Genomic DNA, 13,642 nt, shown 5'->3' on the forward strand with positions numbered 1-13,642 from the left:
TCAAGATGAGATTTCCCAGTATGTAAGACCCCTTGAAGACGACGAGGTAGATAGGTTGGAGGTGGAAGTGCAGCAATGCATGGAGCTGACCAATACTAATCGGTCGAGGGCTTATCCTAAAAGCTTTACGAAGTAAAGCTCGCTACGGAAGCATGAACAAACCCACCAAAGTGAAGAACAGCCTCGTAGCTGATTCCGAGTACTTTGGCGGGGCCCGGAACAAAAACCGGGTAATGCTACGGAAAATAAAACGCAAAACGTTTCGTATCTAGTTTTCAGGTGATCAAACCACTTGAATCGTTTGGTGGCGATAGCGGAGGGGTTCCACGCGTACCCATCCCGAACACGACCGTTAAGCCCTCCAGCGCCGATGGTACTTGGACCGAAGGGTCCTGGGAGAGTAGGACGCTGCCAAGCGGTACATTCCCTGATAGCTCAGTCGGTAGAGCACTCGACTGTTAATCGAGTTGTCACAGGTTCGAGTCCTGTTCGGGGAGCCATTTGCTCTCATAGCTCAGTAGGTAGAGTGCATCCATGGTAAGGATGAGGTCACCGGTTCGATCCCGGTTGAGAGCTCCATTTCTTTTCTAAGTGGCCCGTTGGTCAAGGGGTTAAGACACCTCCCTTTCACGGAGGTAACAGGGGTTCGAATCCCCTACGGGTCACCACTTATTATTTTTTATACATAATCTCAGGGAGGCTTAGCTCAGCTGGGAGAGCATCTGCCTTACAAGCAGAGGGTCGGGGGTTCGATCCCCTCAGCCTCCACCATGATTTTTCATAATTGGTTTGAAAAATGGACAAGATATACTTATCGATTGTTGGGGATTAGCCAAGCGGTAAGGCAACGGACTTTGACTCCGTCATGCATAGGTTCGAATCCTATATCCCCAGCCATTTTCTTATTTATGCATTTTTGTTGGGAGCCATTAGCTCAGTTGGTAGAGCACCTGACTTTTAATCAGGGTGTCGAAGGTTCGAGTCCTTCATGGCTCACTCTTATATAGGATTTAGAGGCTATCTATGGAAAATAGATGGTTTTTTTGTTTTATCGGGGAGTTCTTGACAATGGAATGTTTGATCTCATGGGTCGCATCAGAAGGTCTATACGCCCCTATACAAAGCCAATAAAATGGATGAGAGCAATTTCGTTATCCGCTACGGTTAAAGGCACTTATAGGGCCTTATTTTTGGCTTGAACGCGTTTTTGGGGCACAGGTAATACTTCGATGCTTCTCAAAGGAAATATGGGGTTATACGCGGATTTCGTGGCTCTGTATGGATAAGATAACAGTCAGCAAGTTTAAAGGTCATAGGGCGGTTTTATTCGGTGTTATGAAGATGATCCCAATATACTCATATCATTTGCGTTTGGAAGGCCATCCCTGGCCATCATTATCCATGATATGTGAACGCATCGTCATGGCTTGATGAACTCCATTCTAGGTTTAAATTTCCCTTCATTATGGGAATGAATGTGGTTACCGTTGAATGACTTGAATCTGATTCATAAAGGGAAAGAATCATGCATCGTAAACGAGGAGAAGCCTGAATATCCATGGTTTATTGAGCTAAAGAAAAAGGGATAGGGTTCGTTTTTAAAATCCCAAAAAATATTTTATAAAAATGCTTGACTCTTTATTGAGATGTATGGTAAGATCATTCTTGTCGCTACGAGATACGGTTTGATAAAACAAGCCGAATCACGATGCAAACAGCGACGATTCAGTCGAAGATTTGCGCGTGTGGCGGAATTGGCAGACGCACTAGACTTAGGATCTAGCGTCTTTGACGTGGGGGTTCAAGTCCCTCCACGCGCACCATGAATATGCGGACGTGGCTCAGCGGTAGAGCATCGCCTTGCCAAGGCGAGGGTCGCGGGTTCGATTCCCGTCGTCCGCTCCATTATAGATGCGCCCTTAGCTCAGCTGGATAGAGCGTTTGACTACGAATCAAAAGGTCAGGAGTTCGAATCTCTTAGGGCGCGCCATTTTCATGTCATATCGGGATGTAGCTCAGCTTGGTAGAGCACCTGGTTTGGGACCAGGGGGTCGCATGTTCGAATCGTGTCATCCCGATATTTTCATTCCGTATATGCGGGTGTAGTTCAATGGTAGAACTCCAGCCTTCCAAGCTGGTAGCGTGGGTTCGATTCCCATCACCCGCTCCATATAGATTTAAAACAAACACGCCGAAGGGCGTTTTTTTTGTTATATGGAGATTTGTGAGGAAGGGAGCTTGTGCATAGGGGGCCGCCTCTGCAGGCATCTTCGTGATCACCCGATCAGGACGCGCGTCGATTATTTTTCTTCCTCAACAGGATGCTTAACTTTTGCAGTTTCAGAACGGCCCTTTTTGGGGTAAATAAATCGAGTGGACCCTTCATCCTCCCTAAGCATCTCCTCAACGAATGCCATCCTTTTACGATGTTCTCGAAAAATAGGTCTAGTCCCGAGCCGAAAATCCATTACTCATTATAGAGAACTATATCGTCGGCAAGCTTGTATCCAATCAGGCTTTGGTCCCCGCAAGCCTAGGAAATTGTTGGGCGTCATAAAAGCCCGCTGAATAAATACCCGGAAATAGGAATGGTTATTATCAAGGGAGGCAATTACTGTTCTTTATTATCAAAGTCAATGCTTGAAACGGCATGTTTTATTTCTGCATATAAATGCACTGTCCTTTTTAATAATTTACATAATAAATTTTCGCTTTATCGCAGAAAAGTGCAGATTTTCGATGTGTTTTGTTGTATGATGTTTAAAAAGCATAGCTAAGAGAGAGCAATACAAACGGAATGGAATGGGAGGAGTAGCATGACTGAACTTACGGTAACCGCAAACAAAAGCAATTCAAACAACCTTCTGCGGCGTGATGTACGTTTCTTGGGAAACATTCTCGGCGAAGTGCTTGTCCATCAGGGCGGCAACGAGCTTCTGGATATTGTTGAAAAGATTCGCGAGACCAGCAAGTCATTACGCTCTGTGTTTTTGCCTGAATTGTATGAAGATTTCAAACAAATCATCAAAACGCTTGAACCGGACATTCGCCATCAGGTCATCCGGGCCTTTGCGATCTATTTCCAATTGGTCAACATTGCCGAGCAGAATCACCGGATTCGCCGCAAACGCGATTATGAACGGTCGGCAGGGGAAACGGTACAGCCCGGCTCGATCGAAAGCGCCGTTCAGGACCTAAAGGATCGCAGGTTCACGTACGAGGAAGTGCAGGAGATCATCGAAAGCCTTTCGCTTGAGCTGGTTATGACCGCACACCCGACGGAAGCGATGCGCAGAGCCATTCTCGATATTCATAAACGGATCTCCGAGGATGTCATGCTGCTGGATAATCCGACTCTTACTTTCCGTGAACGGGAACAGCTCCGTGAAAAGCTGCTGAACGAAGTCATTACGCTGTGGCAAACGGACGAACTGAGAGCGGGCAAGCCGACGGTTCTGGATGAAGTCAGAAACGGCATGTATTATTTCCACGAAACGCTGTTCCACGTGCTTCCTGAAGTATATCAGGAGCTGGAGCGCTGCTTGAACAAGTACTACCCAGGCCATAACTGGCACGTGCCTACGTACCTGCGTTTCGGTTCCTGGATCGGCGGCGACCGCGACGGAAACCCGTCCGTGACGGCCGAGATTACTTGGGAGACGCTGCGCTTGCAGCGTAAGCTGGCCATTCGCGAGTATCAGCGGATTTTGAACGAGTACATGCAATATTTGAGCTTCAGCACTTCGATCGTGGATGTGTCGGGCGAGCTTCTGAAGTCGATTGCCGACGACCGCGAACTTGTCGAAATTACGAGACGGACCATTTGGCATAACGAAAAAGAGCCTTACCGGATCAAACTCGTTTACATGATGGAGAAAATCAGCAATGTTCTGGACGACAGCAAAAAGGGAACGCATCAAGCATACGGCACGCCGCTCGATTTTATCGAGGATTTGAAAATCATCGACCGTAGCTTGCGTTTCCACTATGCCGATTACGTCGCCGATACTTATATACAAAAATTAATACGGCAGGTTGAGCTGTTTGGGTTCCATACGGCTGCTTTGGATATCCGCCAGCACAGCCAAGAGCATGAAAATGCGATGAAAGAGATTTTGGCGCAGATTAACGTCACGCCGGATTATTCGAAATTGTCCGAAGAGGAAAAAATATCGCTTTTGGCCCAGCTGCTTAGCGAGCCTAGACCGATTACGTCCAATTATCATCAATACAGCGCAAGCACGAAAGAGTGCCTTGACGTGTTCCGCACGGTCTATAAGGCCCAGCAGGAATACGGCAAACATTGCATCACGAGCTATTTGATCAGCATGGCCGAAGGCGCAAGCGACATCATGGAGGTCATGGTATTCGCCAAAGAGGTCGGATTGTTCCGCCAAAACGCCGACGGTACCGTGCACTGCACGCTGCAGGCCGTACCGCTGTTTGAGACGATCGAGGACCTTCATGCCGCTCCGGCCATCATGAACCGATTGTTTAAGCTGCCGATCTATCGTGAGAGCATTAAGGCAAGAAACGATCTGCAGGAAATCATGCTCGGTTACTCCGACAGCAACAAAGACGGGGGAGCCGTCACCGCAAACTATGAGCTGCGCGTAGCCTTGAAGGAACTTACGAAGGTTGCCAATGAGGCGGGAATCAAGCTGAAGTTCTTCCACGGACGCGGCGGCGCGCTTGGACGCGGCGGCATGCCGCTCAACCGTTCGATCCTCGCTCAGCCGGCTTCCACGATTGGCGGCGGCATCAAAATCACGGAACAAGGCGAAGTCATTTCGTCCCGTTATTCCCTCAAAGGGATTGCGTACCGCAGTTTGGAACAGGCAACGTCGGCTTTGATCACCGCGGCGATCAACAAACGTGCTCCGCAGGAAGATGACGAGCGCGAAGCGTATTGGGATAACATCGTCAAAGAGATGTCGGAGGTATCCCGTAAAAAGTACCAGGATCTCATCTTCCGCGATCCGGACTTCCTAACCTTCTTCAAGGAGTCGACGCCGCTGCCGGAGGTGGGAGAGCTGAATATCGGCTCCCGTCCTTCCAAACGGAAAAACAGCGACCGTTTCGAGGATCTGCGCGCGATTCCGTGGGTATTTTCCTGGACGCAAAGCCGTTTCCTGCTGCCGGCATGGTATGCTGCGGGAACGGGGCTCCAAAGCTTTTATCAAAATAAAGAAGAGAACCTGAAAATCATGCAGGAAATGTACGAGAAATTCTCGTTTTTCACTTCCTTGATCGATTCTCTTCAAATGGCCATCGCCAAGGCGGACATGGTGATTGCCCATGAATACGCGAATATGTCCAAAAACGAAGAAGCCCGTCAGCGGATCTTCAAATTAATTGAAGAGGAATTTAAGCTGACTTCGGATCTGATCCTGAAAATCACCGGGCAAAAGGAAATCCTGGACAATGTTCCTGTCATCCAGGAATCCATTCGTTTGCGCAATCCGTACGTCGATCCGCTCAGCTATCTTCAGGTGCAGCTTCTGAGCGAGCTTCGCGGCCTTCGCGAGAAAGATGAGGACGACGCCGAGCTGCTCCGCGAGGTGCTTCTCACCATCAACGGCATTGCCGCAGGTCTCCGGAATACGGGCTGATGTGCCGCTGAACTGATCCGTAAGACGCATTCATGATGCCTTATTTTTGGAAAGCCGGGATTCAATTCGTTGAACCTCGGCTTTCCTTTTTTGTTTGGCAACAACCTCTTTGTATATCTTTACAAAGTTGTCTTGCATTTTGCAGGGAGTTGAATTACGATTTGAATGATGTGAAAAAAAGCTCGTTACCCATCAGCAAGTCTGGGGGAATTCATTGGTGGATAATATAGAAAATAGGTTGACCAAGCTGGCCCTGAAAGGGGATCAGCGCGCATTTGCCGAAATTGTGGAGCTCTACAAAGATAAAATATACCATTTGGCCTACAGGATGCTGAGCAACCGCCATGAGGCGGAGGATATCGTTCAGGAGACTTTTTTGCGCGTGTACCGAAACCTGGACCGTTATGACCAGAACCAAAAGTTTTCGACCTGGATCTACCGGATCGCAACCAACTTATGCATTGACCGTTTGCGGAAGAAAAAACCGACGTATTCGCTGGATGCGGAAATGAACGATCAGGAAGGCATGGATGGTTATTCGATGATCCCAAGCGATAACCGCACGCCCGAAAGCGAAGCGTTGTTATCGGAGACGCAGCAGATCATCTATCAGGCGATCGACTCGCTTCCGGCCAAATATAAGTCGGTCATGATACTCAGGTATTTGCAGGACTTGTCCTTGCAGGAAATCAGCGACGTTCTTGGCATGCCTGTAACAACCATTAAAACGCGGGTACACCGGGGACGGGAATTTTTGCGCAAAAAACTGGAGCCCAAAATGTAATTTTCCTGTTTTTTTATTGAAACATTATAAACGGCCCTACGTATTACAAATTAAACAAGTCTTGTGCCCTTCGGCAGAAAAGGGTTCGAATACATCTACTTGAATGAAAGGATTGGCTCATATGGAATGCAACTTGGCCGTCTCTTTAATGCATGACTACCTAGATGACGACTTGTCCAAGGAACAGCAGATGGAGCTAAAGGCCCATTTGTTGTCCTGCCCTGCTTGTCGGATGCAGTTTAAAGAGCTGGAACAGACGGATATGCTGATGTTTTCCTTGTCCCATCATGCCCCGTCTGCACCTCTTGAGCTGACCCAGCGGATCATGAGCGCGTTGCCTCAGGAAAAGAAACAGCAGCCTTGGCTGGGATGGATTCGGAGACATCCTGCGGTGACGGCTGCGGCGATTTTTCTGATCGTGATGTTCATCAGCTCCGTCAGTTTCTGGGACCAGGACTCGCAGTTGGTAGTGAAGGGGAATGACCTGGATCAAGTCGTCATTGAAGGAGACACGGTAATAGTCCCCGAAGGAAAAAGCATCGCCGGCAATTTGACGGTGGAAAACGGAAAAACGAAAATTTACGGTGAAGTGAACGGGAATCTGACAGTCATCGACGGATCTTTATACCAAGCTTCAACGGCGCATATTTCCGGAAAGGTCAAAAACATTGACCAGGCTTTGGATTGGCTGTGGTATAAAATTACAAACGCGTTTTCCGATGTCGCCTACCGTTAAAACCATGCTGGAACTGAACATTGATGGCGCCTCTTTACAGAAAGAAGGCGCCTTTTTGCTGGAAAAATGTTTAAATGCATCCAATCCGGAGCTTGCGCCGCTTGCAACCTGCACTTGATCGTTATAACCTAGAAGATATAGGGGAAAGTATATTACATAGAGACCCATTTTACATTCAAGGGGTAGTACGGGGGCCTAAGTATGAATTATTTTACGGATCTGACATGGAAAGAATCCATTAAAGATATTATCGATATCGCTATCGTTACCTACATCATTTATCAGGTCATTCTACTCGTCAGAGGTACCAGGGCCGTTCAGCTTTTGAAGGGGATCCTGGTTCTCGTGATTATATGGGCATTAAGCACGTGGTTCGATCTGTTTACGCTGCGATGGCTGATGAACCAGATTTTTAACTTCGGCATTTTCGCCATCTTCATCATCTTCCAGCCGGAGCTGCGGCGGGCGCTGGAACAGCTGGGCCGGGGAAAGATCTTCGGCCGATCATCGGCGGAAGACGAGGAGTTCAACAAACTGATCGGGGAAGTCATTAAAGCCGTGAATTATTTAGCGCGTAGAAAAATAGGCGCGTTAATCGTTTTTGAGCGGCAGACGGGACTTAACGAATACACCGAGTCAGGCATTCCGATGCAGTCGATGGTCAGTTCGCAGCTGCTCATCAACATTTTTATCCCGAATACCCCTCTACATGATGGAGCCGTCATCATCCAAAACAACCAGATTGCCGCCGCCGCGTGCTACCTGCCGCTTTCGGAGAATCCTTTTATCAGCAAGGAACTCGGTACGCGGCACCGTGCAGCGATCGGGATCAGCGAGGTCGGGGACGCGGTGTCGGTCGTCGTGTCCGAAGAAACGGGCCAAATTTCGCTTGCGATCAATGGACAAGTCGTTCGCGACATCAAGGAAGAGTCCTTGATCTCGAAGCTGTATGAGGAGCTCCGCCCGAACTCAACCCCTAAAGACAAACGCCCGATGTTCTGGCGCCGGAAGGGGACGGATAAACATGAATAAATGGATCAATAACAACACTTTCGCCAAAGTGTTGGCGCTGGCGGTCAGCGTATTGTTATGGAGCATGGTTCACTGGAACAACGACACCCCGACCCCAACCGCCAAATTCGATACGAGAATCATCGAAAACGTCAAGGTCCAGCCTTTTGGATTGGACGAGAAAAAATACATCTTAAGCGCGATGGATACGGATCGGGTTCGCATTGAAATCAAAGGAAAAAAGATGGATTTGATCTCGGCGTTTTCCGATGAATACAAAATCCGGCTGGATCTGTCGAAAGCCAAGGTGGGGACCAGCACATTGCCTTTGAGCGTGGATCTTCCCAAAGGGTTGGAACTTGTCAACATTCAGCCTTCCACGGTAACCGTCAATATTGAAGAAAGAAATACGGCGACGTTCCCGGTTACGATCGTGACCAAAGGCACGCCTGCAGAAGGGTATACGCTTGGGCAGATTACGCCGCAGCCAGCAACCGTGAAGGTGACGCTCCCCGAAAGCGAGCTTCGCGAAGTCGCAAAGGTGCAGGGCTCCGTTTCCATCGACGGCGAAGACGGCACCCTGAAGGAAAAACGGGTAAAGCTGGCGGCCTATGACAAGCAGGGTCAGGAAATCCAAGGCGCCGTGCTTGAACCGTCCTCCGTAACGGTGGATATCGTCATATCGCCTCCTTATAAGGAAGTGCCGATCGAACTGCAATATATCGGGAAACTACCGGAGGGGCTTGTTATTTCCAAAGCACTGCCTAGCGCGACCAAAGTGAAGCTGTACGGCCCGCAGGATGAATTGGCGGGAATAAAGTCCTACAGCGAAATCAACGTGGATCTAAGCAAGATCACCGCAGCCGGAACGGTAGTTCTTCCTGTGGACTTGACGCCGCCGCCGGGTTTTGAGAAAATCGAGCCTAGCTCCCTGCAGGTGGAAATTACGACGGTTTCCAATTCGCAGCGAGTCATAGACGATATCCCGATCATGATCAAAAACGATAACGCGGGCGGATTATCGGCCGACATCGTGAACCCGGCGAGCAAAACGATGTCATTGGCGCTCAACGGAGCTCCCGGCTTGCTGGATAGTCTGACGAAAAACGACATCCAACTCATCGCAAGCATCGACGGACTGAGCCCGGGAACCCACGAGGTGACGCTGCAAGTGATTCTCCCTCGGTATGTTTCCCGAGCGGATCCGGGGACGCCTCTGACCGCGACGGTTGAAATTAAAGATAAATCGAAGCCTGCCGTTACCCATCCTGATCCCGGAACCGACGATAAGGGAAAGGAGCCGGGAAATGATGCCGGAACCCAAACCAACGAGAAAACGGAGGAGCCATTGCCGCCGGACTCCTCTTCCTCAACCGATAATCCTCCGGACGGCAGCACCAACGAAACGGGCGAAACCGAAAACAACTAACGTTATTTCGGAACTAAAGATCATATGAATGGGGTCTCTAAAAGGAATAGTACGGATCGGGGATCGAGGAGAACCCTGCTTTAGTTCGACGCCGCTAAAGTGATAATGACTTCCGAGAATGGACTGAAATGAGAATTTTAAAGTTTGATTTAAAGCATAGTTTTCGAAAAGGAGAAGGAACATGGGGAAATATTTTGGAACTGACGGCGTACGCGGTGTCGCAAACAAGGAACTGACGGCTGAAATGGCATACAGCATCGGCCGCTGCGGCGGTTATGTGCTCACGGGCGATGTAGAGAAGCCGACGGTCGTGATTGGCATGGATACCCGCGTATCCGGCGTGATGCTCGAATCCGCCTTGGTAGCGGGCCTGCTCTCGATCGGAGCGCATGTCGTCCGTCTTGGCGTCGTTACGACGCCTGCGGTTGCCTACATTACGAGATTGCTGAAAGCCGACGCGGGCGTCATGATTTCCGCTTCGCACAATCCGGTGCAGGATAACGGCATCAAGTTTTTTGGCGGGGACGGATTTAAGCTCTCCGATGAGACGGAGCTCAAAATCGAAGCTTTGATGGATGCCGAAACCGACGAGCTGCCACGCCCGATCGGGAAAGATCTCGGCAACGTCATTGTCGACAACGATTCGAAATATAAATATTTGGACTATTTGAAATCCACGATCAGCCACAGCTTCAAAGGCATGAAAATCGTGCTGGACTGCGCGAATGGAGCGGCCTACGAACTGGCGCCGAAGCTGTTTGAAGAACTGGGTGCCGAAGTCATCAAAATCGGCGCGGAGCCGAACGGCTTGAACATCAACGACCAATGCGGCTCGACGCATCCGGAAAAGCTTAGAGAAACGGTTCTGGCAACCAAAGCCGACCTTGGCCTTGCATTCGACGGGGATGCGGACCGTCTGATCGCCATCGACAACGAAGGAGAGGAAGTCGACGGCGACTTTATCCTTTGCATTTGCGGGGATGCGCTCAACAAACAAGGCAAGCTGAACAAAGGTACGATCGTGTCGACGGTCATGAGCAACATCGGTTTTTACAAAGCTGCCGAACAGCTGGGCCTGAACACGGCAAAGACCGCCGTAGGCGACCGTTACGTGATGGAAGAGATGCGCAAAGGCGGATATAACCTGGGCGGCGAACAGTCCGGCCACGTTATTTTCCTAGACTATAACACGACCGGGGATGGCATACTAACGGCGATTCAACTCGTCGACATTGTGGCGGGCTCCGGCAAAAAATTGAGCGAGCTCAGAACGATGATGCGCAAATATCCGCAGGTGCTCGTCAACGTGCGCGTGGAAGACAAAAGCAAATACGAAGGGAACGCGGCAATCGAATCCGCGATCAAGGAAGTGGAAGGCATCCTCGGCGACAACGGCCGCGTTTTGGTTCGCCCTTCGGGCACGGAATCTTTGATCCGCGTAATGGCCGAAGGTCCGGATAAGGACCAACTGGATCAATACGTCAGCCAAATCGTTGACGTCGTGAAACGGGAACTTGCGTAAGACCTCGGATTTATTTTTACAGTAAACACAGGAACTTTCATCATGGGCCGGTGAAACTAAAGTTCAGGTTTCATCGGCTTTCATATAGGGTGAACAGGGAAGATGCAATAAAGCATGGGAATGATGCCGGATTGCAAAAGCGGGTCGGTATGAATATAATTAAAACTACGTTTGTCGAACCATCACAAAAACGACAAGCGGGTTGAGAAACAAAGGTCATTCCGAAATAGAAAGCGAGGATCGTGAGGTTTATCCATTAAAGCGCCAGAACTTGGGTTTTGTACGGAGAAAGAATCGGGCCGGCAGACGGCTTGATTCGCGAAGCACCAAGTTGACGAGGTGAAGGTGTTCGAATGATTCGGCGGGGACCTTCCGGTGATTCACCAAAGCCGTAAACCGAAAACGGAAAATGAATGGGCGACCGTTCACACAACGCTTCCGGTGGGTGAAAGAGAAAATCATCATTTTCATGAGTGTGCGGGCATGAGAACCTAATGAAGCGGCAGCAGCCGGATGTACATTCGTGAAATCGTACCTTGTAAACTTCATACAAAGTTTGTTTTCCCGTACATTTGGCACATGCCGCACGGTTTGTTCCCGTATGCTCTCTAAAACCCAATTTGGAGAAGTGAACGGAGGAAAATAGATTATGTGTGGTATTGTCGGATATATTGGTCAAAAGAATACGCAGGAAGTATTGATCGAGGGATTGAAAAAGCTGGAATATCGCGGTTATGATTCCGCGGGAATTGCGGTTTTTACCGATCAGGGATTGCAAATTGCCAAGGCTAAGGGCCGGATCGCGAATCTGGAGTCGAAGCTGGAGGAAACGCCGCTGGTGGGAAGCGCAGGGATCGGACATACACGCTGGGCTACCCATGGCAAACCTTCGGACGCCAACTCACATCCTCATACGGACAACAGCCATAAATTTTCGGTCGTGCATAACGGAATCGTCGAAAATTATTTGGAACTGAAGGATGAGCTGATCGCGGAAGGACATCATTTTGTGTCGGAAACCGATACGGAAGTCATTTCCCATCTGATTGCGCGTGAATACCAAGGCGATATTGTCAAAGCCGTACAAAAAGCGATTTCCCAAATGCGCGGCGCGTTTGCGTTGGGCGTATTGACCGAATACGAGCCGAATAAGCTGGTTGCCGTTCGTCAGGCCAGCCCGCTTATTATCGGGATCGGGGAAGGCGAGAATTTTATCGGTTCGGACATTCCGGCGATTCTGCAATATACGCGCAACGTGTATATTTTGAACGACGGCGAGATGGCCGTTTTGACGAAGGACTCTGTCGAATTGATGACGATTGAAGGGAATTTTATTTCTCGGGAAATGATTCATGTCGACTGGGATGCCGTTACTGCGGAAAAAGGCGGCTTTGAGCATTTTATGCTTAAAGAGATTCATGAGCAGCCGAAGGCATATCGCGACACGATGCGCGGACGGATCGACGAATCCGGCAAAAAAGTCGTTCTGCCTGAGCTGAAGCTGACGCCGGAGCAAATCAAAGGCATCAGCAAAATCCAAATCGTTGCTTGCGGCACGGCATACCATGCCGGTCTTGTCGGACGCCATGCCATCGAATCGTTGGTACGGATTCCGGTCGAAACGGATGTCGCTTCCGAATACCGTTACCGTTCGCCGATCGTGACGAAAGATACGCTGGTTATTGTAGTCAGCCAATCGGGCGAAACGGCGGATACGCTGGCCGCTTTGCGCGAAGCGCAATCCCACGGGGCACATGTGCTTGCCATTACGAACGTGGTCGGCAGCTCCATTGCCCGGGATGCGGATGACGTCATCGTAACTCTGGCCGGACCGGAAATTGCCGTCGCTTCGACCAAAGCATATACTTCCCAATTGATCGCTTTTTACCTGTTGGCTCTCTACCTGGCGGAGGTGCGCGGCACGCAAACGCCGGAAGAGGTTGCACGCATTATCGCCGCCATGCAGGCGCTGCCTGAGCAGCTCGAAAGCATGCTGGAGAAACCGGATGCGATCAAAGCCTATGCAGAACAGATCTCCAAGCATGAGCACTTATTCTTTATCGGACGGGGATTGGATTATGCGGTGGCACAGGAAGGCTCTTTGAAGCTGAAAGAGATTTCCTACATCCATTCCGAAGCGTATGCGGCCGGTGAACTGAAACACGGCACGCTGGCCTTGATCGAGGAAGGCATTCCGGTGATTGCCCTGGCAACCCAGGAAGCCGTTCTTGAAAAAACGGTGAGCAACATCAAGGAAGTCAGCGCACGCGGCGCCGACATTATGGCGATTACGCACGAGGAGCATGTCGCAAGCCTTCTCAAGTCCGTGAACCAGGCCTTCGCCATTCCTAAAACCTTGCCGCTGCTGACGCCGGCCCTGTCGGTCGTACCGCTGCAGCTGCTGTCCTACTACGCTTCCCTCGCGAGAGGAAACGACGTGGATAAGCCGCGGAATTTGGCGAAAAGCGTGACGGTGGAGTAAGGAATCAAGACGAAACGACATTGCTGTTCAGTGAAAATAAAGTATTAGACTGAAAAATAAAGTGTT

The 13,642-nt window shown here is 49.8% G+C and carries 7 protein-coding genes, 11 tRNA genes and 2 rRNA genes; all 20 read left to right on the forward strand.

Going from position 1 to position 13,642, the window contains the following annotated elements:
- Positions 1 to 119 (forward strand): 23S ribosomal RNA (locus KI367_RS23845); the annotation flags it as partial.
- A gap of 181 nt (positions 120 to 300) precedes the next feature.
- A 5S ribosomal RNA gene (rrf, locus tag KI367_RS23850) occupies positions 301 to 417 on the forward strand.
- 7 nt (positions 418 to 424) lie between these two features.
- A tRNA-Asn gene (locus KI367_RS23855) sits at positions 425 to 500 on the forward strand.
- A 3-nt stretch (positions 501 to 503) separates the two neighbouring features.
- Positions 504 to 579 (forward strand) — tRNA-Thr (locus KI367_RS23860).
- A gap of 14 nt (positions 580 to 593) precedes the next feature.
- Positions 594 to 668: transfer RNA gene (locus KI367_RS23865), tRNA-Glu, on the forward strand.
- A 27-nt stretch (positions 669 to 695) separates the two neighbouring features.
- Positions 696 to 771: transfer RNA gene (locus tag KI367_RS23870), tRNA-Val, on the forward strand.
- 51 nt (positions 772 to 822) lie between these two features.
- A tRNA-Gln gene (locus KI367_RS23875) sits at positions 823 to 897 on the forward strand.
- A gap of 26 nt (positions 898 to 923) precedes the next feature.
- A tRNA-Lys gene (locus KI367_RS23880) sits at positions 924 to 996 on the forward strand.
- 743 nt (positions 997 to 1,739) lie between these two features.
- Positions 1,740 to 1,823 (forward strand) — tRNA-Leu (locus KI367_RS23885).
- A 7-nt stretch (positions 1,824 to 1,830) separates the two neighbouring features.
- Positions 1,831 to 1,905: transfer RNA gene (locus KI367_RS23890), tRNA-Gly, on the forward strand.
- A gap of 8 nt (positions 1,906 to 1,913) precedes the next feature.
- Positions 1,914 to 1,990 (forward strand) — tRNA-Arg (locus KI367_RS23895).
- A gap of 14 nt (positions 1,991 to 2,004) precedes the next feature.
- Positions 2,005 to 2,078, forward strand: a tRNA-Pro gene (locus tag KI367_RS23900).
- 18 nt (positions 2,079 to 2,096) lie between these two features.
- Positions 2,097 to 2,170: transfer RNA gene (locus KI367_RS23905), tRNA-Gly, on the forward strand.
- Positions 2,171 to 2,816: 646 nt separating this feature from the next.
- Positions 2,817 to 5,612: a phosphoenolpyruvate carboxylase gene (gene ppc / locus KI367_RS23910; protein WP_212952473.1), complete on the forward strand. Its 2,796-nt coding sequence runs from the start codon at positions 2,817 to 2,819 to the stop codon at positions 5,610 to 5,612.
- Positions 5,613 to 5,829: 217 nt separating this feature from the next.
- Positions 5,830 to 6,396 carry an RNA polymerase sigma factor SigW gene (gene sigW / locus KI367_RS23915; protein WP_212952475.1) on the forward strand — a complete coding sequence of 189 codons (567 nt, stop codon included), beginning with the start codon at positions 5,830 to 5,832 and terminating at the stop codon, positions 6,394 to 6,396.
- Between the two features lie 121 nt (positions 6,397 to 6,517).
- Entirely contained in the window at positions 6,518 to 7,132 is a 615-nt protein-coding gene (locus tag KI367_RS23920; RefSeq protein WP_212952477.1) for a zf-HC2 domain-containing protein, read from the forward strand.
- 201 nt (positions 7,133 to 7,333) lie between these two features.
- Positions 7,334 to 8,164, forward strand: coding sequence for a diadenylate cyclase CdaA (gene cdaA / locus KI367_RS23925; protein WP_212952479.1), 831 nt, complete (start codon positions 7,334 to 7,336; stop codon positions 8,162 to 8,164).
- Positions 8,157 to 9,572: a CdaR family protein gene (locus KI367_RS23930; RefSeq protein ID WP_212952481.1), complete on the forward strand. Its 1,416-nt coding sequence runs from the start codon at positions 8,157 to 8,159 to the stop codon at positions 9,570 to 9,572. Before cdaA ends, KI367_RS23930 begins: the two co-directional genes overlap by 8 nt.
- A 181-nt stretch (positions 9,573 to 9,753) precedes the next feature.
- Positions 9,754 to 11,094 (forward strand): phosphoglucosamine mutase, encoded by a 1,341-nt coding sequence (gene glmM, locus KI367_RS23935; RefSeq protein ID WP_212952483.1) that lies wholly within the window; start codon positions 9,754 to 9,756, stop codon positions 11,092 to 11,094.
- A 649-nt stretch (positions 11,095 to 11,743) separates the two neighbouring features.
- The gene (glmS, locus tag KI367_RS23940; protein WP_212952485.1) at positions 11,744 to 13,576 is read left to right on the forward strand and encodes a glutamine--fructose-6-phosphate transaminase (isomerizing); all 1,833 of its coding nucleotides are present in this window, start codon (positions 11,744 to 11,746) and stop codon (positions 13,574 to 13,576) included.
- The last annotated feature ends 66 nt before the right edge of the window (positions 13,577 to 13,642 follow it).

It is taken from the genome of Paenibacillus cookii, assembly GCF_018333375.1.
GTDB classification, from domain to species: Bacteria; Bacillota; Bacilli; order Paenibacillales; family Paenibacillaceae; genus Paenibacillus_AQ; species Paenibacillus_AQ cookii.

Coding starts and splice junctions, on each gene's coding strand:
- ppc (WP_212952473.1), top strand. CDS start 2,817: ATGACTGAACTTACGGTAACCGCAAACAAAAGCAATTCAAACAACCTT.
- KI367_RS23920 (WP_212952477.1), top strand. CDS start 6,518: ATGGAATGCAACTTGGCCGTCTCTTTAATGCATGACTACCTAGATGAC.
- cdaA (WP_212952479.1), top strand. CDS start 7,334: ATGAATTATTTTACGGATCTGACATGGAAAGAATCCATTAAAGATATT.
- KI367_RS23930 (WP_212952481.1), top strand. CDS start 8,157: ATGAATAAATGGATCAATAACAACACTTTCGCCAAAGTGTTGGCGCTG.
- glmM (WP_212952483.1), top strand. CDS start 9,754: ATGGGGAAATATTTTGGAACTGACGGCGTACGCGGTGTCGCAAACAAG.
- glmS (WP_212952485.1), top strand. CDS start 11,744: ATGTGTGGTATTGTCGGATATATTGGTCAAAAGAATACGCAGGAAGTA.